At 38.7% G+C, this 21,289-nt stretch carries 11 protein-coding genes and 1 tRNA gene; 8 read left to right on the top strand and 4 right to left on the bottom strand.

Going from position 1 to position 21,289, the window contains the following annotated elements:
• Positions 1-266 precede the first annotated feature (266 nt).
• The 6 genes from GSQ74_RS20695 to GSQ74_RS20720 all read left to right on the top strand — a co-directional run bounded on the left by GSQ74_RS20695 (position 267) and on the right by GSQ74_RS20720 (position 14,317).
• Positions 267-2,849, top strand: a complete 2,583-nt coding sequence (locus GSQ74_RS20695) for a galactose oxidase (RefSeq protein WP_158996106.1) — start codon at positions 267-269, stop codon at positions 2,847-2,849.
• A gap of 622 nt (positions 2,850-3,471) precedes the next feature.
• Positions 3,472-6,720, top strand: coding sequence for a SusC/RagA family TonB-linked outer membrane protein (locus tag GSQ74_RS20700; protein ID WP_158996107.1), 3,249 nt, complete (start codon positions 3,472-3,474; stop codon positions 6,718-6,720).
• A 5-nt stretch (positions 6,721-6,725) separates the two neighbouring features.
• A complete protein-coding gene (locus GSQ74_RS20705) occupies positions 6,726-8,447 on the top strand; it encodes a SusD/RagB family nutrient-binding outer membrane lipoprotein (RefSeq protein ID WP_158996108.1) in 1,722 nt (573 codons plus the stop codon).
• A 25-nt stretch (positions 8,448-8,472) separates the two neighbouring features.
• Entirely contained in the window at positions 8,473-9,627 is a 1,155-nt protein-coding gene (locus GSQ74_RS20710; RefSeq protein WP_158996109.1) for a glycoside hydrolase family 99-like domain-containing protein, read from the top strand.
• Positions 9,628-9,727: 100 nt separating this feature from the next.
• The gene (locus GSQ74_RS20715; protein WP_158996110.1) at positions 9,728-12,010 is read left to right on the top strand and encodes a GH92 family glycosyl hydrolase; all 2,283 of its coding nucleotides are present in this window, start codon (positions 9,728-9,730) and stop codon (positions 12,008-12,010) included.
• A gap of 87 nt (positions 12,011-12,097) precedes the next feature.
• Positions 12,098-14,317, top strand: a complete 2,220-nt coding sequence (locus GSQ74_RS20720; protein WP_158996111.1) for a glycoside hydrolase family 3 C-terminal domain-containing protein — start codon at positions 12,098-12,100, stop codon at positions 14,315-14,317.
• Between the two features lie 100 nt (positions 14,318-14,417).
• Here GSQ74_RS20720 and GSQ74_RS20725 read toward each other — a convergent pair whose 3' ends face one another.
• The 4 genes from GSQ74_RS20725 to hscB all read right to left on the bottom strand — a co-directional run bounded on the left by GSQ74_RS20725 (position 14,418) and on the right by hscB (position 19,306).
• Entirely contained in the window at positions 14,418-17,267 is a 2,850-nt protein-coding gene (locus GSQ74_RS20725) for a hypothetical protein (protein ID WP_158996112.1), read from the bottom strand.
• 135 nt (positions 17,268-17,402) lie between these two features.
• Entirely contained in the window at positions 17,403-18,410 is a 1,008-nt protein-coding gene (locus GSQ74_RS20730) for a family 43 glycosylhydrolase (protein WP_158996113.1), read from the bottom strand.
• A 265-nt stretch (positions 18,411-18,675) separates the two neighbouring features.
• A tRNA-Leu gene (locus GSQ74_RS20735) sits at positions 18,676-18,755 on the bottom strand.
• Between the two features lie 26 nt (positions 18,756-18,781).
• Positions 18,782-19,306, bottom strand: a complete 525-nt coding sequence (hscB, locus tag GSQ74_RS20740) for a Fe-S protein assembly co-chaperone HscB (RefSeq protein ID WP_158996114.1) — start codon at positions 19,304-19,306, stop codon at positions 18,782-18,784.
• 110 nt (positions 19,307-19,416) lie between these two features.
• Here hscB and kdsA point away from each other — a divergent pair, with 110 nt between their 5' ends.
• Both kdsA and GSQ74_RS20750 read left to right on the top strand, forming a co-directional pair.
• Positions 19,417-20,193, top strand: a complete 777-nt coding sequence (gene kdsA / locus GSQ74_RS20745; RefSeq protein WP_158996115.1) for a 3-deoxy-8-phosphooctulonate synthase — start codon at positions 19,417-19,419, stop codon at positions 20,191-20,193.
• A 4-nt stretch (positions 20,194-20,197) separates the two neighbouring features.
• On the top strand, positions 20,198-21,136 hold the full coding sequence (locus GSQ74_RS20750; RefSeq protein WP_254060939.1) for an SIS domain-containing protein: 939 nt from the start codon (positions 20,198-20,200) through the stop codon (positions 21,134-21,136).
• Positions 21,137-21,289: the final 153 nt, after the last annotated feature.

Below are 21,289 nucleotides of genomic sequence, written 5' to 3' on the forward strand. Positions count from 1 at the left end.
CACAATCGATTGTATTTCTTTAATATGTATGAATGAACAGTAATTAACATGCAACTATTTAAAATAATGTTGCAAAAATTGTTAAAAACGTAATTCAGTATACAGCTATTGAAATTGTTAATTATCCTCTTAATTTTGATTGAAGAAACTGCATGGAGTTTTAATATAATTCCATAGTTTACGGGTGTTATAAACCATTACAGCATAATAAACCGGTCAAAAATTAATATGTCAATTTTTGGCACAAGTTAACCATAGATATAAAAATGAGATTGGGTTCCCGGATTTTTAAGATAGTATTTTGCTTTCTTTTTATATTTATCATATTAACAGCGAATAGTTACGGTCAATCCTATGGACTGGCTTTTTCAAGTCACGAGGTTTTTCAGGATAAAAGAACAAGCCTTGATCTGAGCCCTGATAAAACACTTTGTTTCAACGATAATTTTGATATTTCATTTGATCTGTCGTTCATACCTAACCATGAAGTTTATTTTGGTTACATCATCAGAATAATTGAAGATGACAACCGGAATATTGATTTGGTTTATAATGCTGAAGCTAATAAAAAGCATTTTAATATTATTGTAGGTGATCGCTTGTCAAATATTGCTTTTGATATTGATCATGATAAGTTATTTAATCAATGGAATCATGTGCGTATAAAATTTGACACTGAGCATGACAAGATCATATTGTACAATGGCAAAGCCACATATACGGAAACTGGCCTTCACCTGAAAAAAAATAGCTGTTATAAAATTTTGTTCGGTGTAAATAATTATAAGCAATTCCAAACAACTGATATTCCGCCAATGAAAATAAGGGATATCAAGATTACAGAAAACAATCAGTTGAAATATAACTGGCCCTTAAATGAGATAAGTGGCCAGGTTGCTCATGAAATTGTTGCTCAAAATGACGCGGCTACTATAAACCCGGTATGGGTTACGGCCATGCATCGTGACTGGCAACCAGTTCAAAATATTTCTGTTAAGGGAATAGCCAGTATAGCGTTTGATGCCCAAAAAGAAGAAGTTTATGTTATTGCGTCTGATTCATTATATTCCTATTCGGTAGGTACGGCTAAGTGGAATGATAAAGCCTATGCAAAAGATAAATTGGAACTAAACAAAGGCAACCAGTCTATTTATAACCCATTTGACAATAGTCTTTATAATTTTTTTCCTGATCAGCAATTTGTTTCAAAATACAGTTTTCAAAACAATGAGTGGAATAAAAAATTTCTAGCCTGGCCTGTAACAGACTATTGGCAACTAAATAAATTTTTCTCAAAGACTGATACATCATTGTATTTTTTGGGGGGCTATGGTCATCTGGTCTATAAAAATATTGTACAGCAATATCATCTAAAAACCGGAGCCTGGAATAATGAAGTTAAAACAAAAGGCGACTTTTTTACGCCGCGTTATCTGGCCGGCTTAGGTTCAACAGCCGATGGGGACACGGTGTATGTTTTAGGTGGTTACGGCAACACTAGCGGCCAGCAAATATTAGACCCCAGGAATATTTACAGTATGATGCGTTTTACTGTTAAAGATAAAACGTTTAAAAAGTTATTTGAGCTAAAAGTAAACGGCGAGGACTTTGCTTTTGCTAACTCGCTGGTAATTGACGACCGCGCACAAACGTATTATGGATTGATTTTTCCGCAGCATAAGTATAATTCAACGTTGCAATTAATCAAGGGGTCATTAACAAACCCTACTTATACTTTAATGGGCAACGCCATACCTTATAGTTTCCATGATACCCATTCATTTGCTGATCTTTATTATTGCCCGCTTAGTAAACGTTTTATTGCTGTAACTCTTTTAAGAACTGAAAATAACAACGAAACTAAAGTTCAAATTTACACCTTATTATCTCCTCCTTACGGTACAAGCACATTACCTGTAATAGCAAAAAGTACAACCAAATGGTATGTTATTGGCATGCTAATATTAGCGGCATTTATTATGTTATGGGTGTACCTTAAAAACAGGAAAGGAGTACCTATCGATATTGTTCATCAACCTGAGCCTGTTGTTATCCTAAATAATACTATTAATGCCGGTGCCACTAACATGCCTGTAAGCGATGCAAGGGTATTTAACCAGAATGCAGATTTCAAAAATGCTATATTATTGTTTGGAGATTTGCAGATATTTGATGCCGAAGGTGTTGATATTACTAAATATTTTACGCCATTAATTAAGGAGCTGTTTTTAGTTATTCTTTTATATTCTATAAGGTGGGGGCGAGGGCTTAGCTCAGAAAAGCTGAATGAAATATTATGGCACGATAAATCTGCCAAGAGTGCTCGTAACAATCGTTCGGTAAATATTGGCAAATTAAAAACCCTGCTTGATAAAATGGGCTATTGCTATTTATCAAAGGATACCGGTTACTGGAAAATTGATATTGATTACAATCACATATATATAGATTACCATAACTATCTGAATATTGTAAAAGATAAAAAGGACCTGGATATAGAAAGAATTAAATGCCTTTCTGCAATTACCAAACGTGGAAATTTTCTTTCCAATATAGAATATGAATGGCTGGATACCTTTAAGTCAGAAATATCAAACGAAGTAATTGATACTTATATTCATTTTGCTCATTCAGGTCACACTAATGATTCTGAATTTATGGTCGAACTGGCCAACTTTATATTTTATTTCGATCCTGTTAATGAGGAAGCAATGGTTATTAAATGCAAAGCTTTATCCAGCCTGGGCAAGCATTCACTGGCGAAAAATACGTTTGAAAACTTTATTAAGGAATATAAAGTGATTTATGGCGAAGAGTTCAAAAAGGATTTTCATTCCGTGCTTGAATAACCGGGGCATATTCTCAATATGCCATTCCAATTTTCTATTAAAAATTATTAAAATAACGAAAGTTAATACAGCATCTTTTGATAAAATAAACTATACCTAATCTCTTATTAATCCTTCCCAGGTTTATGAATATTATTATTTGATAAAAGCGCTAAGCTAGCCACTCAAAATCATTCATAATTAGATTTCACAAAAAAGAAAAATTGGCGCTCCCTGCCATGTTTCCTATATCCAGGCAATATCTCTGTAGTGTACCGGTAAGCAAATATTATATATAGCGAATACCTCAATTAGCAAATAATACATAAGCAAAACAGCAAGGTGCTTTAAAAATACAGGCATCATCATAAAGAAAGTCATATTCAATGTGATTAATAACTCCCAGTTAGCATTTTTTAGAAACAACACAAGCCTTTTTGTCAAATAGTTACGATAGTATTTAACACATATGGCAACAAAAAGTAAAAAAAGATATAATAATGGCTTATAACGTAAAAAATAAGCTTTTTATGCCTCCGGTTAATCAAAAATTAGACAATTATTAATTAACGGCTACTTAATTTACAATTCAATTATAACCGACTTATAAGTCATTTTTCTTACAACCAATTAAATTAAAAACATGAAGAAACTTTTATTTATGCTATTTTTTTGTTGTATGGCAGCACAAATGTATGCCCAGCAAAATCCACCTTCAGGTGGCAATGTTATTAAAGGAAAAGTCACCGATGAAAGAGGAGAGGCTTTACCCGGAGTAACCGTAGTTCTTAAAGAAACCCAGCTAAGAACAGCAACCGATGTTAATGGTTACTTTTCTTTAAACCCAGGAAAATCTGTCAGTAAAATACTTGTTTTAAGTTTTATTGGCTATCAGTCTCAGGAATTTGATATAACTGGTAAGTTGACGATAGATATTAAAATGATACCTGCGTCAAAGGATTTGCAGGATGTAGTTGTTACAGCGCTGAATATACCAAGGGCGAAAAGATCACTGGGTTATTCAGTACAGGGTGTGAATGTTAATGATATGACTGAAGCCCGGGCTACTAACATAACCGATTTATTGGATGGTAAGGTTTCAGGCTTGCAAATTACTACAAGCGGCCAGCCAACAGGTTCAACAAGGGTAGTGTTGCGGGGGCCATCCTCAATAACTGGTAACAATCAACCTTTATGGGTGGTTGATGGTGTGCCAATTGATAACACGGATTCAAATGGCCAGGTAGGGAATTTGGATTACGGTAATAACGCTGCCGATTTAAACCCCGACGATATTGAAAGTATCGAAGTATTGAAAGGGCCAAATGCTGCTGCATTGTATGGCTCAAAGGCCGCTAACGGTGCAATTTTAGTTACCACCAAAAAAGGAAAGAAAAATAACGGGTTAGGAATTTCCTATAATGGGAATTATATGATATCTCGTGTTTTACAGTATCCCAACTTCCAATATGAATATGGTGAGGGAGTTAATGGCGAAATGACTGGTACATTGGTAGGTCCATTGGGTTCAGGTGTTTTACAGGCAGGTACCGGCAGTGGCCGGAATTGGGGTGGGCCGATGCTTGGACAGCCTTATCTTGCGTACAATGGTGTATTAGATACTTATTCTCCACAAAATGTAACCAGTCTGTTTCAAACGGGGTATACATCTACACAGAATCTGTCATTAAGTACTGCTGATGACCACTCTTCACTTCGCTTCTCTTACACCAGGGTAGATGGTGATGATATAATCCAGAAGCAGAATGTTGTGGCAAAAAATAATCTCCAATTTGCTGCGAGCAGAGATTTTACGCCATTTCTACGGATAGATACACGTGTTCAATATATACAGGAGCAGGTGAATGACAGGACAGCTCGTAATGAAGATCCTACCAATCCAATGAATTATCTTAATAATGCAGTATTGAGTATTCCGCTCAGTAGCTTAACCCCCTGGAAAAATGCTAATGGGAATGCGATTAATCTAGGAAATAACAGCGGTATTGAAAACCCTTATTGGGACATCAATGAAGATGCAAATCAGGATATTCATAATACCATTATCGGCGGTATTACAGCTACCCTTAAAATATATAAGGACCTGCAATTCAGGGCGCAAGAATCCGGCGACCTGATTTGGGGTAACCGTTATACTTTTGTTCAACAAGGTTCTTTGACTAATATTCCAGGCTCTTATAATGAGTTTCAGCAAAACAATAAGGTATGGAATTCCGAAGGATTGTTTATGTATAATAAACATATTTCAGATTTTTCCATTGTAGCTAACCTGGGCGGGAATCTGCGTAGCACAAATTACTATAATACTACAACCGGAACAGCTTCTTTAGCGGTGCATGATGTTAAAAATCTTTCTAACACAACCAGTATTTACACCGCGAGTGAATCATTAATCAGATCAGAAGTTAACTCTGTATACGGTACCGCTTCTGTAGGTTATAAAGATTTTTTATACTTAGATATAACTGGTCGTAATGATTGGTCGTCAACATTACCTACAGCAAACGACTCCTTCTTTTACCCTTCCATTAGCGGAAGTTTTGTTTTTACCGAACTTTTAAATATCCCTAAAAGTATTTTGAGCTTTGGTAAATTAAGAGCTTCTATTGCTAAGGTGGGTAATGACACAAGCCCGTATAACTTATATTCGGAGTTTGGTAACGGTGGTAGTTTTAATGGAATAAACTATACGACATTTGATCAGCTACTGAAAAACAGTAATTTAAAACCTGAGTTAACCACATCTGATGAAATTGGAACCGAGCTCCATTTTTTAAATGGCCGGTTAAATCTTGACGCAGACGTTTACAAATCAAAATCAATCAATCAGATTCTTACAGGTTATACCCCTCCTGAATATGGTTTCAATCAACAAATAATTAATTCAGGATCAGTACAAAATAAAGGTATTGAACTCACCTTATCAGCTACCCCTATAAAAACAGAAAATTTCAGTTGGGATGCTGTTTACAATTTTTCACTAAATAGGAACAAGGTACTAGCCTTAGCCCCGGGAATAAACTCCATTTTACTGGGTCAGGCTGTTACCGGTAATGTTTATGCACAAGTAGGGCAACCTATTGGAGTAATAAGGGCACAGGATCAAGCTTACTCATCCTCTGGTTTGCCTATTATTAATGCAACCAGCGGTGTGCCTTATTATACCACTACAAATCCAATACTTGGCAACGCCGAACCCAAGGCACTAATGTCATTCGGTTCCACATTCAGGTATAAAAGATTTAGTTTTAATTTCTTGGTTTCCAGCCATATTGGTGGTTCTATTTATTCAGGAACTGCTTTCAGGTATCTCACTTCAGGAGCTTCAGCGCAAACGCTGGGTGGGCGTAGCGCGTGGTTATTTAGCAACGGGGTATTGGGCGAGAGCGGAAATGAGCTAAATGGTACCACAACATCATACAATTTGCCTTATCCGACGGGCGGCCGTGCACAGGGCTCTATATTTGAGGGCTACTTTCCTGTGTTAGGCTCAAATGGCCAACCTTTATTGGATGCAAATGGCAATATGATAGCCAACTTAAATGATCCTAATACAAGGTATATCTCTCCACAAACCTACTGGCAGCAAGTAGGAGGGCACATTGGCCACATGTATACCTATGATGCATCCTTTGTTAAACTAACCCAGGTTATCATCGGATACTCTTTCAACCCGCGGTTTTTAAGGAAAACAGTGTTCAAGAGCATGGGCCTATCATTAGTAGGACGTAATATTTGGACTATATTCCAAAAAACTCCACCTGGAATCGATCCAGAATCTGCTTCTTCTTCAGGAAACGGGCAAGGGCTTGAAATGGGAGGTTCGCTTCCGTACGCAACCTATGGTGTTGATTTAAAACTGTCATTATAATTATTATGAAAAAGATTATCCAAATTTTAATTGTACTGCTTATTAGCACTACTTTTTCGTGTACGAAAAATTTCACGAGCCTTAATACAGATCCTTCACGCTTTACAACAACCTCACCTGAATCAGTTTTAACAGGTGTATATCTGAATACGATAAACCAAATGGAAACTAATAATATCGTATATCTATGGGAGTGTGGACATATCGTAGATCCATCCGGACGCTATCTTGGTGGAAATGAATCTACATGGACAACTATGTATATCAATGTGTTAGGAAATATAGAACAAATCAAAAAACTATATCAGGGTAATCCAGCCTACACAAACAGGATGGCCATTGCTGATATGTGGGAATGTTATGTGTTTGCCTATATGGTAGGTACATACGGGCCTATACCTTATAGTAATGCTTTTAACACAAGCCTTACAGTTGTTAACTATGACGATGAAAATACCGTTTATACCTCACTGCTTTCCAGGTTAAAGGCGGATGCAGCTGCGGTTAATGTTAATGGTGATAAACTTACTACGGATGTTATATTTAACGGTAACCTAACCCAATGGATTAAATTTGCTAATACACTTAGATTACGGATTGCACTAAGGGTACAAACTAATTTACCCACTTTGGCTGCAAGCAATATCCAGGATGTAATGTCAAATGAGAGCATGCTCCCAACCTCAGATGCTGATGATGCTAAATTAACTTATGGAACTGCTACCGGCAGCCAGTCTGTTTATTATTTGCAATTAGTTCAAGGTACATCCTATACCGGTACGGCAACCCCTGTGATGAGTGATTATGCATTTACTTATTTCAGATCGTATAAGGATCCTCGCCTGGGCGCATATTTCCAGCCATCAGCTGTTCCTTTCAATATAACCGATACATTAACCAGTGTCAATAGTGCCCTGCATTATATTGTTTCATACCCAATACCTTATTTAGGTACGCCCAAATCTCCCGTTATGCTTGCGCAATGGGATATAACGACTCCTCCATTTTCAGGAGCGACAATACCAAATAACTATAGTACGATGCAGCCTGCGCTTACAGCAGCCGCACGCCCGTTCTATATCACGACCTATGCAGAAGTTTGCTTTATGAAGGCGGAGGCAGCATTAAATGGGTATGGAGGCACACAAACAGCCGACCAGTATTATTACGCCGGAATAAACGCCAACTTTGCTTTTTGGGGCTTAACAGCTGCCCAAGCCACAGCTTATGAGGCTCAAAACGGGATTAAATGGAGTACCGCAGGCCGCGGGTTTAATTATGACCTAGGTTTCATTAATACCAGTATCCCTGCCGGTAACGCCACTAAGATCTGGATACAGGAGTGGCTCAATTATTATGATGATGGGGCATTTGATGCATGGGCTTTACAACGCAGAACACAAAATCTTGTCCTTCCTCCACATACTAGCCCCGGTAATAATCCTGGTGAAAATGGAACTTATGCAGATTTACCCGACCGCTGGTTTTACCCTATTCAAAGTGAGGTTAACCGTAATCCGATAGGTTATGCCAATGGTGTGAAATTATTAGGCTCCGGTGGTGATTATGTATTTACACACTTAAAAATAGAACCAGCTTATACGCCAATTGATTGGACAAAAGTTTCTGCCTTTGTTGATTACAGCTTTGTGGAAAAATGGTATGGAACTACTATAGAAAGTTTACAAGCAGCAGGTATAAAATACTCTGTATTATCAACTTATTAAATAACCTTAATAATAAAGATTTAAGATGAAAAATAAACATTTTTATATTTATAGCAGCTTTATGCTACTAATGATAGCAGGGTTATTTTCCTGTAAAAAGAAGGATGCCACCCCAGCGGATAATTTCCTTGATTACACTATTCCGAATGTACCGGTTACATCAGATTATCTTGTAGGTGCATTCTATTATTCATTTGGCTCATTTAATGCCAATATTACCCAGGTACCAACAGTAGGTAAATATTACTATGTTAACGGTGTGCCTACTGTTGGCGGTGTAGCTACACCATCAATAATGCAGCAGCATATTGCCGATGCCGGAACAGCCAAAATTGATTATTTTATTTTCTCTGTCCGTTCGCCTACGCTTGATAATGCCAATTACAAGCAAGATTCTTTACTGGTTAATACTTTCATAAACCAGCCTAATGCTGCTACAATGAATTTTGCCCTAAGCTATAATCTGAGTGAATCAACATTAGGAATAACGCTTTCTGGAGGTACTACCGGTTTTGGTACAACAGTAGAAAGTAATGCAGCAAAACTGCAAGGATTTTATAATGATTTTAAAAGACTAGCTTTCTGGCTAAGCAAAAGTAACTATCAAAAAGTTAACGGAAAATATTTATTGATTATAAACAATGCCTATGAGTTAAATTCCAATAATAATGTGACCTTATATCAACAGCTCAGGACTAATTTATCAGCAATGGGCTTTCAACTGTATATCGTAGGTATGCAAAACAATTGGACGCCTCCGGCGAGATATTACTATCGTTTTCAAAATTGTGTAGATGCTATGTATGAGGCAAATATGGCTGATTATGGAGGAAGTGATTTAGATAGGCGCAATTTATTTCCTCAAATGTGCGATCAAAACTGGGCGTATTGGAAATCAACTATTGAAGCATGGAACATGGAATTTGTACCATGCGTTCAAGCGGGTTGGAATTATCAGATCAATAGCCCAACCAGTACGGAAGTAAGCGTGCCAAGAACCGCTGATGGCAGTTGGTACACAACATATACCAATGTCGCCAAACGGAATGCCTCAAAAAGCAGGCTCATTTTCGTAGACTCGTTTAATAACTTTATTTCTGACACCCAGATTGAACCTACTCAATTTTATGGGACTAATTACCTGGATATTACAAGGACTGCATTTAAAGTAAGTCAATAAAAATTTTATCCCCTGCAGGAGTAATTGCCTGCGGGGGTTAATGAACCGATTATTACTTATCCCTCTGGGACATTTTTTTTCTATATAAATTCTACCAATAATGTTAAAACACAAATTAAGGTTGATATCAACTCCTTTTAACCGTACCGTATTATATCTGGCGATGTTTTGCTGCTGTTTCGGTATAAGAAATAGCCACGCTCAGGATAATTCATCAAACGAGGGCACGGGTAATCTGAAATATATTGATCCGCGGATAGGAAATGTTGGCCAGCTATTGCAGCCAACGCGCCCTACGGTACAGTTACCTAATCAAGTGATCAGGGTGTATCCTGAACGTAGCGACTATCTGGATGATCAGATATCAAGCTTCCCGCTTACGATTGTATCGCACAGGTTAGGTGAGGTTTTTGCCTTAAAACCTTGGAACAAATCGGTTAATGTTAATGCCTGGAAACAGAAATTAACCTATGATAATGACTTAGAAATAACCCGGCCATGGTATTATTCGACTTATTTAATTGATGATGAGATAACCGTGCAATTTACTGCCGGAAAGAAAACCGGTATTTACCGATTCACTTTCCCTACCGGTAAAACAGACAAAAACCTGTTGTTTGATTTATATAATTCAGGCATGGGCTCCTGGAAATTTATAAACGGTAATGTGATGGAAGGCATAGAAACTTACCATGATGACATTAAAGTATATATGTACGGTGAGTTTAGCAGTGCTGGACAACCAGGTACAATTAGGAACAATCAATTAAGTAATGATACTGAAATACAGGGTAAAGGTGTGCGTTCGTGGATCAGCTTTGGTAAAGATGCACCTTCGGTAATTGAGTTCCGTTATGCTATATCTTATATCAACCCAGAGCAGGCACGGGCTAATTTTCAAGAGGAAATAGCCGGAAAATCATTTACAGATATACAAGCCAATGGTGAAAAAGCCTGGGATAAGGCTATCAACAACATTCAGGTAGAAGGTGGTACTGAAGCGCAACGACGGTCATTTTATACAGCATATTACCGCTGTAATGAGCGAATGGTGGATATTACCGAAGATGGCAAATATTATAGCGGCTATGATAAAAAGATACACAATACCAACAGGCCTTTTTATGTAGATGACTGGACCTGGGATACCTATCTGGCGCTACATCCATTGCGGGCTATTGTTAACCCGGTTATGGAGCAGGATATGGTGAATTCATATGTTACCATGTATACACAAGGAGGCTGGATGCCCACCTTCCCGGTTTTATTTGGCGATTATGCATGTATGAACGGCTTTCATTCTACTATTATGATACTGGATGATTACCGAAAAGGGCTTAGGAATTTTGATGTTAATAAAGCTTATGAGGGAATGGTTAAAAATGCTACAGAAGCTACTCTGCTACCATGGCGTAATGGACCGAAAACTAGTCTGGATGAGTTTTATTACGCGAAAGGTTACTATCCAGCTTTAAAAAAGGGAGAAGTTGAAACAGTGCCACAGGTTAATCCTTTAGAGCGAAGACAAGCTGTCGCGGTAACACTTGGGGCTAGTTATGACGACTGGGCACTTAGTGAAATGGCCGGCGAACTGGGAAAGAAAGATGATCAAACGAGATTCAGCATCCGTGCAGGCAATTACAAAAACTTATGGAATGATGATGTGAAAATGTTCATGCCTAAGGATAATAGCGGTAATTGGATTAACATCGACCCTAAATTTGATGGCGGCATGGGCGGCCGAGATTACTATGATGAAAACAACGGATGGACCTATTTATGGCAGGTACAGGAAAATATACCAGGTCTTGTTAAGCTAATGGGCGGCAAAATCATGTTTGAAAATAAACTCGACCAATTATTCCGCGAACCATTAGGGCGCAGTAAATATGCGTTTTGGGCAAAATTTCCGGATGCTACAGGTTTGGTTGGTCAATACTCTGATGGGAATGAGCCAAGCTTCCACATTCCTTATCTGTATAATTTTACTAACTCACCCTGGAAAACACAAAAACACATACGGTTGCTGTTAGATGTATGGTTTAAGGATAATATCTTCGGTATTCCCGGCGATGAAGATGGTGGCGGAATGTCGGCCTTTGTTGTATTTTCATCAATGGGCTTTTATCCTATAACACCAGGATTGCCAATTTATACTATCGGTAGCCCGGTATTTAGTAAAGTGACTATTGATCTGCCCGGCGGCAAACAATTTACAATGATCGCCAACAATTGTTCTGTTGTAAATAAATATATCCAAAGCGCGAAAATGAACGGGCAGGTGCTGAACACACCCTGGTTTACACATGAACAATTAGTAAACGGCGGGACGCTGGAACTAGAGATGGGGCCGAAACCCAATAAAAGTTGGGGCGTAGAATAGATCTTAAGCAACTCGTTATGAAACAGGGATGTGAGCAATTAGTTGAACCTATCACTAATATCAGTTTATTATTATAATATTGTTATAATGAAAAAGAGAATAATTACCTCAGTGGTTTTAAGCTTGTTTGGCGTAGGGCAATTACAAGCTCAAGTATTGCCCTATCAAAATGTAAAGCTGCCTTTTGAACAGCGGGTAAATGATTTAGTTTCGCGGATGACTTTGGAAGAGAAGGTAAGCCAGATGGTGGACGAAGCGCCTGCAATACCACGCCTGGGTATACCCGAATACAATTGGTGGAATGAGTGCCTGCATGGCGTGGCCAGGGCTGGTTTAGCAACGGTGTTTCCTGAGCCGATCGGTTCTGCCGCATCATTTGATGCTGGCCTGATTAATCGCATAGGAAACGCTACAAGTGATGAAGCACGGGCAAAACATAACGAATTCATCCGTCAGGGTAAGCACGAGCGATACGAAGGATTAACATTCTGGTCGCCCAATATTAATATATTTCGTGACCCCAGGTGGGGCAGGGGAATGGAAACTTATGGAGAAGATCCTTACCTCACATCTGCAATGGGCGTAAATTTTATAAAAGGACTACAGGGTAATGATCCAAAATATCTGAAACTGGTAGCGACTGCCAAGCACTATATGGTACATAGCGGCCCCGAATCGGAACGGCATCGTTTTAATGCAACTACAGATCAATATGATTTTCTGGATACTTATTTGCCTGCATTTAAGGCCTCGGTACAGGAGGGCAAAGCTTTTTCTATCATGAGTGCCTATAACAGTTATAACGGTGTAGCAGCATCGGCCAATATCTTTTTATTGTCGAAGGTTTTAAGGCAGGAGCTTGGCTTTAACGGCTATGTAGTTTCTGATTGCGATGCGGTAGCCGATATTTATGAGGGACATAAAGAGGCGGCAAATAAAGAAGAGGCTTCGGCCATGGCCGTTACCGCCGGGACCGATTTAAATTGCGGCAGCACCTACCGGGCACTGGTTGATGCTGTTAAAAGCGGGCTAATTAGTGAGGATAGGATCAATATTTCTGTAAAACGCTTATTCATGGCCCGTTTTAAACTCGGTATGTTCGACCCTAATAACATGGTAAAGTATGCATCAATACCTTATAGTATAGTTAACTCAAAAGCTAATCAGCAACTGGCGCTTGAAGCGGCAAGGAAATCTATTGTATTGTTGAAAAATGCCAATCAAATACTGCCGTTAAGCAAAAATATTAAAAACGTAGCTGTTATTGGCCCTAATGCCGATGATAAAGAAATGTTATGGGGCAATTATAATGGCACACCGGCAGAAACAGTAACACCATTACAGGGCATTAAAGCTAAATTACCTGGTGCAAATATTGTTTACGCGCGTGGTTGTGAACTTGCCGAATCAACAGGAGCAATTGATAGCGCGCAGGTAAAACGGAATTTTGATGAGGCTATTTCCGTTGCCACAAAATCTGATGTAGTGATTATGTTTTTAGGGCTATCTCCGCGCCTTGAAGGTGAGGAAATGAAAGTACAGGCTAAAGGATTTTCTGGAGGCGACCGCGAAACTATCGATCTGCCAAAACCACAGGAAGATTTGATAAAAGCCCTCAGTAAATTACATAAACCGCTGGTGTTGGTATTGTTAAATGGTAGTGCATTGGCAATTAACTGGGAAGCTGAAAATGTACCCGCTATTATAGATGCTTGGTATGGTGGCCAGGCTGCCGGTAGGGCCATTGCCGATGTATTGTTTGGCGATTATAATCCGGCCGGGCGTTTACCTGTTACTTTTTATAAAAGTACAGCCGACTTGCCTGCCTTTGATGATTATAGTATGCGAAACCGTACCTATCGTTATTTTAACGGAGAAGTGCTTTATCCATTTGGTTATGGATTAAGCTATACTACTTTTAAATACAGTAACATTAAAGTTCCACAAACGTTAATTACCGGCAAAAGCTATATAGTTACCGCACAAGTACAAAATAGCGGAAAGGTGGCTGGTGAAGAGGTAGTACAACTGTATGTAAAACACTTGGATAATGGTATAAGGAAGCCTATTGTAGCGCTTAAAGGTTTTAAGCGGATATATCTTAAGGCAGGGGAAACTAAAACGGTAAGTTTCAATATAAATCCGGAAAGTCTTTCGCTGGTTGATAAAAATAATAAGCAAACAGAACGGGCGGGCATTTCGCGAATTTTCATTGGCGGTGCGCAGCCAGATCACCAAGGGCATACAGCAACTAATATTACTGCCGGAAAAGTTATAGTAAAAGGTACTGTTTATACTATTAAATAATTGGATTTAAGATGATAGTGTAATAATTGATTAATCACTTAATAAAAAAGCTCAGGTATCAACAAGGATGCCTGAGCTTTTTACATATAAGGTTTAGGTATTATTTTTTATTGGTTATAGTTATTTCCTGGGATGTATAACCTACATTTCCGTTCAAATCGGCTCCTTGTAAAACAAGGGTATATGTTGTTAGCGGATCGGCCGCATAAAAGAATGTATTGGCCTCACCATTTTTATTGGTAATTATATTAGGTTCCCAATGAATTGTTGAGCGGAGATCCGTAAAGCCGGGATACATATTTTTAACAGGATACCTTGGCGTGTAGAACTGTGCCGGTATAGTGATTGGCGCTGGCCTGTAAACATAAATACCCTTAGGGCTATTTGCAAATGGGCCCTGGCCCGACCTTGTGGTAATTTCAATATAGGCAGTGGTAATATCATTTGAGCCGGATACCGGCGGTGTTGGCAGATTTTGATCATCATATAGCGCTGGTAGATTTTTGTCATCATATAAAGCAGTATATTGCGGATTATACAACACTTCTATGCCTGTGATATCTTCAGCTGTAAAATATTCAAGTATATCCTTTTGATAGTTGTAATGCTCGTCCGGAATCGGGTTGTCTGATGGATCATAAAATCTGTCTATGTCAATCCCGTCTATCCAAAAATGTATTTTTTTATCTTTTAACATAAAGGTTAAGCCTTTGCCTTTAGTCCCGTAACCATCATGAAAACTATTTACCTTTTGCTTAATTAGTTGCAGTAAGGATATTTTGCCTGCCTTTTCTATGTCATCCTGGGCAATGGCCTGATCATAATTACCCGCACCATTTAGGTTTTTTGAATCTTTAATTATGGCCTTGGCTTTTATTGTTACCGTTTTTAATATATGCCTGCCCGGGCCATTTTTTGAATCCGCCAATGCATCGTGATAATCAGCGCTTTTTTTAACATAATTTAGAACAGTACTGTCGCTATTGATATACCATGGAGTGGGCGCAGGGAAATAAGGCAATGCAACATTCAACGGCGTCCTGTTTTCATCAACCGATATTCCGGCATTAATAATTTTTCCTTTGGCTTTGCGGGCCTCCAGCACAAATGTTGTATTATCGGTTATTGGCGGAAAGTTCTTAAAAACAAATTGCCCGGCGGCATTGGTAACGGTATCCTTATACAGCCTTACTTTGCCCGTGCTCACTAAAATTATATTTGAGTTGACCATAGGTTTATTCAATATATTATTGACTTTGCCACTGACCATATATTCAGGTTCGGCGGTAAAAGCTGGTTGTGTAGGCGTGTTTAAAATATCTTTCCAATTGTAACTTACCCAGCCCTGGGTCAGTAATAGGATGTCGAGCGCTTTTGCAGCATCATTATCCCGGGTAAAGTACCATGCTGGGTCTTCAATATATCCTTTTAGGTCTGCTGCCAGTAGCAGTTGAGTAAATATATTCGTTTTGCTAATGTCTGCTTTTTTGATCTGCCCGTTATCTGTAACCGCCAGTGAAAAACTGCCCACTACCGGGTTCCCTTTATTGTCTTTCACGGTAATGTGCAATGGTATGCTATCTCTTGGGGCGTACAACGCTGATCCTGCATTAATCTCTACCTTAAGATTGTCATTATGGTTGATAAAGCTCAACCGTTCATTCAATGGTTGGTTTTGAGCGTTGAATAAGGTGAAATGTGCCACGCCAGTTGGAAATAAATCTTTAGGGACCTTGAAATTAACTATATCCCGGTTTAGCTTAAAAGTAGCAGCGTAGTAAATGGCTCCTCGTGATTGCCCCATAATGGTATAATCATTAGTCGCGCTTTGTATGTCTTTGCTTGAAAAAATAGAAACTTCGAGAGAATCCGACAGGGGGTTCTTAATCTTTAGTACGGTTCCTGAATTTTTTATTTCCGAAATATTTACTGTTTTGATCTCTCCGTTAGGCAAGGTTATTTTGGCTGTATAGGTTTCACCCGGTTGCGGAACAAAATCAAATACGCCCATGCCATCGTGCACTGATTCAAAGCTTATTTGTTCATTATTTTCCTTGTCAATCAATACTCCTTTAACGGCTATTCCTTTTCCATCATTACCTACAGCCTTGAACCCAATATGTGCGGGTAATAATTCAACCATTTGACCACTTTCGGGCATAAATTGCACATCAACATCAGATGCTCTATTAATCTGGAGAGGGATCCTTTCAATTGTGTTGTCCTTTTTATCCTGCGTAATGAGTGTGAGATTTTTAACTGGCACGTTGTCGGGCAAATCAAAGTTTAAATTTAAACCACCATTAGCTAATGTTTGCGCGTTACTATGATTGACTGTTTTCTTATCGTCAACCAATTTCAACTGCAAGTCACGGATGCCAATTGGCTGCTTATCAATCCCGCCGAATTTTAAGTCAACCTTAACTTTGTTGGCTGCAAAAGAGGCGTTTGAGTTAATAAGTAAGGTGTTTTTGTTGCCGGAGTTGGCTACATAAAAGTTACTGTAAAAAAACTGGTCGGGGCCAAAATTACGCATCCAGTTGGTGTATGCCCGTATGGTATAAGCTCCTTCATGTACTAGCTTTTCATCCAGATAAATATTACCAATAGCCAGACCCAGTGATACCGAGAAGATAAAGTGCTGTACTACTTTATTGCTATCGCTTATCAGATCAACATATATCCGGCTGCTTAAAGGGGAGTATGCTATAGCTGAGTTAACAAGATATCCTTTAAACCATACGGTATCACCAATGGCATAATAGGGTTTATCAAAATGGAGATACAATCGCTCTCCGGGTAAATTTTCATTGTATTGATTAATCTTGTCAACTACTGATTGAGGCGAACTTGTTGTTAACGATTGGGCCTGCATATATGTACTCAAAACCAGCAGGGGTAGAAAGAAAAGCAAGGAACTTGCTTTTCTTTTGCGTAGAAGAATATTCATTTTTATTAAGTTTTAATTGGTATATAATATCCTACAAATCAATGTGGAAATATTAATTTTTTCTTAATAAATGCTAAATATGGGTATATGGCTGGTATTTATAATCGTAATCAAATTGTAATGCGGCAAATATTATTATTTATTTGCCTTTAGCCCAGTTTGAACTACCATTTGAATGGTTCCATCTGCATTAAAAAAGAGTTTATCTACACAAATAGAACGAAGATTGCCACGTCCCGAAAGGACATCACTGTGATAAAACGCGTACCACTGCCCTTTATATTCTATTACTGAACCGTGGCTCGTATCACAACCCGTTGGGTCGAGATAAACCCCACCGTAGATCCATGGTCCTAAAGGGCTTTTACTAGTAGCATAGTTGAGGCGGTTAGCACCCTTTCCATTCTCGGTATGATTATCGGCATAAGTAAGATAATATACCCCGTTTCTTTTGAACACCCAAGTAGCTTCATGAAAATCATTTAGTCCTTCCATCGCTGTTAAAGGTCCGTCCAGTTCAGTCATATTGTCTTTCAATTTAGCGCCTACACATCTGCCGCCTCCGCCGTAATAAAAATAAGCCTGTCCATCGTCGTCGATAAAAATATTGGGGTCGATCATGGATTTGCTATCGTTGCCCAAATCTAAATATCCCTGGGGAACAAAATCACTTGCCGGTTTTTTACTGGTAGCAATTCCAACTTTCCATGTTTTATTCCAATCTGTTCCGCTAGGGTGCGGGAAATAAAAATAATAGGTGCCATTTTTATAAACGCAGTCCGGAGCCCACATAAAGCCACCTTCCTGGCGGCCCCATGACACTTGGCTAGCCTGCAATATTTCACCGTGATCTTTCCAATTTACCATATCATCAGTCGAAAAAACATGGTATTTGTCCATCAAATCACATCCACGTGGTGGATCCACATCGTGCGATGGATAAACATATAAACGGCCATCGAATACCCTGGCAGATGGATCAGCAGTATATATATTCCGGATAAATGGGTTCTGTGCCAACTTGGAAGCAGTAAGCGATTTTCGTGCCTTGCAACCTGAAAATATAGCTGCAACAGCAAATGCAAGAATAATGGTTGTCTTCAAAGAATGTGTTGGTGTGTTTTTTAAAAAAAAGTTTTGCATGCAAATATTAGTTTGATAATTTGGTTTTCCAACAAGCGCATAAAGAAATCTTGCCTTGCGGAATCGGGTGTAAATTACACTCCGCCGAATAATAAAGAATTAATAAAACATTAATACTTCTGCCATCTTTATTTTTGAAACCAAATTCTTTCTGACCGGCAATCGTGGAATCGCCTTTTACGGCCAACGGAGAGTTTTCACTGCATGCGCTTGCCACAAACATCCTAAAATAACAAAGCCCTCCTGATTGCTCAGAAAGGCTTTGTACCCAGCGCCGGAGTCGAACCGGCACGGTTTCCCACAGGTGTTTGAGACCAGCGCGTCTACCAATTCCGCCAGCTGGGCTTGCATGCTGAGAGTGGATTAATTTCTCAGTAGCGGGCTGCAAATGTATCTAAACTCTCTTTAATTCGCAATAGATATTTTTGTCTAAAATAAATATTTGCAATATCATTCAGTCGGCTTTCCTTGGCTGTGTCATCCAAAGTCACATAATCAGTAGTTAATGCTAATAATTCTTCGTTCATATCACCCTCAATGGCAAGTACTTCCGCTGTTATTGATCCTAACTCCGTTGCACTATCAACCTCCATTATTCGTTCATTAATGTCCATCATCTCCATTAAAAAATCTGCAGGTAATTGTGGTTTTGCACCGTCCGAAACCAAATTATGGAGCCTTAAAATGTATTCCAGGCGCTTTGCCGGGTTGGCAAGGGTTTGGTAAGCCCTATTATTTAGCGTAGATAATTCTAATATTTCCTGCTGTTTTGCTTCGTCTTCATTCGCATAAAAGTCAGGATGGTATTGCTTGCTTAATTGGTAAAATTTCTTTTTTACATCCGCATCATTCAAATTGAATGTTTCAGGCAATCCATAAAAATCAAAATAATTCATGTTGCAAAGTTAAGTAACATGTCCAATTATACTAATCAGTATTAAACCAAATCGCGCAATTAGTGTCTGATCATAAAATTTTACATCTTTGCTTAATAATACAAACTACTATGCTTTTTGAAAAAATGCGGCAGAAGCCGTTCTTTATACTTGGCCCATGTGTAATGGAAAACCAGGAATTACTATATACCGTTGCTGAAAAAGTTGCCGAAATTGGCCACAAATACAATATTCCTGTTGTATTTAAATCATCATTTGATAAAGCGAACCGTACATCCATTCATTCATATCGCGGGCCGGGATTGGAAAAAGGTATGGAGATGTTATTAAAAGTAAAAGAACGTTTTGGACTACCATTGATTACCGATATACATGAAAGTTATCAGGCAGCCTTAGTAGGTGAGGTGGTTGATATTTTGCAGATACCTGCCTTTTTATGTCGCCAAACGGATCTTTTGGTAGCAGCAGCAAAAACAGGTAAAATTGTGAATATTAAGAAAGCACAGTTTTTATCAGGCGCGGATATGTTTTATCCGGCACAAAAAGTAATTGAAGCAGGCAATAACCAGGTTATATTAACCGAGCGCGGTAATATGTATGGCTATAATAATTTGGTAGTTGATTTTAGAAATATTCATGATCTGAAATCATTTGGCCACCCTGTTTGCATGGATTGCACACACTCGGTACAACGCCCCGGCGCTGCTGGTGGTAAAACCGGTGGCGACCGCACATTTGTACCCATGATGGCCCTTGCTGCTAAAGCTTTTGGTGCTGATGGTTACTTTATGGAAACCCACCCTGATCCGGACAATGCTTTGAGCGATGGCCCTAATATGGTGAAATTGCACAACCTTGAAGAAGTAATAAAACCATTATTAGGATAATAATATGGCTATGAGGGATATTGCCAAACGGGTTTTTGATATCGAAATAGAATCATTACAGCATGTGGCGGGTTTGCTTGATGAAAAGTTCACACAAGCAGTTGAAGCTATTTTGAACACCAAAGGCAAACTGGTTGTTATCGGCATTGGTAAATCCGGGCATATCGGCAGAAAAATCGCTGCTACATTATCAAGCACGGGCACGCCAAGTTTTTTCCTTCATCCCGGCGAAGCTTTTCATGGTGATTTAGGAATGGTAGGTGTGAATGATATTATAACGCTTATTTCGTACTCCGGCGAAACAGAGGAGGTTTTGAAAATTATTCCATTTTTAAAATGGAATAAAAATCAGATCATTAGTATCACGGGTAATCCGAACTCAACTATAGCGAAAAACAGCGACTATCACCTTAATATCAGCATAACCCGCGAGGCTTGCCCGTTGGCATTGGCGCCAACATCATCAACAACGGCTACGTTGGTAATGGGCGATGCGCTGGCGGTTGCTTTGATGGAATCGCGCCAGTTTCAGGAAGAGGATTTTGCTCGTTTTCACCCAGGTGGAAGGCTAGGGCATAAGTTATTGGCTAAGGTGAAAGATTTGATGCGCTCGGATAACCTTCCATACATCTCAAAAGATGCTTCATTTACCGAATTACTGCTTTCGATGTCCGAAGGTCGTTTGGGGATGGTAATCGTTGGTAGTAAGGATTTTTTTGAAGGAATTATCACGGATGGCGATTTGCGAAGGGCTTTATTGAAAAATGCCGATACATCAAAGTTAAGCATTGTTGATATGATGACACGCAACCCGGTAATAGTTGCCGGCGATGAGTTTATTAAGCAAGCTGAAAGCCAGATGATTGAAAAAAAGATAACAACTATATTAGTTGGCTCTGAAGTAGAAAGAAGTATTATCGGCGTATATCAAATATTTAATTGATGATATATAATCTGTAAACTTTGATAAGTTTGCAATATTATTAAAATCTAAACCATAAATTTCTAATTTTGTTACACATATACAAATACCTGTTGTTTAATTTTTTGATATTGCAAATTTTTAACAAATGCTGGGTTTAACTATTCTACGATA

This window comes from Mucilaginibacter sp. L196, assembly GCF_009765905.1.
GTDB lineage: Bacteria > Bacteroidota > Bacteroidia > Sphingobacteriales > Sphingobacteriaceae > Mucilaginibacter.

Bases quoted from the DNA above. Each gene is read 5' to 3' on its own strand.
- GSQ74_RS20695 (WP_158996106.1), top strand. From the start codon at position 267: ATGAGATTGGGTTCCCGGATTTTTAAGATAGTATTTTGCTTTCTTTTT.
- GSQ74_RS20700 (WP_158996107.1), top strand. From the start codon at position 3,472: ATGAAGAAACTTTTATTTATGCTATTTTTTTGTTGTATGGCAGCACAA.
- GSQ74_RS20705 (WP_158996108.1), top strand. From the start codon at position 6,726: ATGAAAAAGATTATCCAAATTTTAATTGTACTGCTTATTAGCACTACT.
- GSQ74_RS20710 (WP_158996109.1), top strand. From the start codon at position 8,473: ATGAAAAATAAACATTTTTATATTTATAGCAGCTTTATGCTACTAATG.
- GSQ74_RS20715 (WP_158996110.1), top strand. From the start codon at position 9,728: ATGTTAAAACACAAATTAAGGTTGATATCAACTCCTTTTAACCGTACC.
- GSQ74_RS20720 (WP_158996111.1), top strand. From the start codon at position 12,098: ATGAAAAAGAGAATAATTACCTCAGTGGTTTTAAGCTTGTTTGGCGTA.
- GSQ74_RS20725 (WP_158996112.1), bottom strand. From the start codon at position 17,267: ATGAATATTCTTCTACGCAAAAGAAAAGCAAGTTCCTTGCTTTTCTTT.
- GSQ74_RS20730 (WP_158996113.1), bottom strand. From the start codon at position 18,410: ATGCAAAACTTTTTTTTAAAAAACACACCAACACATTCTTTGAAGACA.
- hscB (WP_158996114.1), bottom strand. From the start codon at position 19,306: ATGAATTATTTTGATTTTTATGGATTGCCTGAAACATTCAATTTGAAT.
- kdsA (WP_158996115.1), top strand. From the start codon at position 19,417: ATGCTTTTTGAAAAAATGCGGCAGAAGCCGTTCTTTATACTTGGCCCA.
- GSQ74_RS20750 (WP_254060939.1), top strand. From the start codon at position 20,198: ATGGCTATGAGGGATATTGCCAAACGGGTTTTTGATATCGAAATAGAA.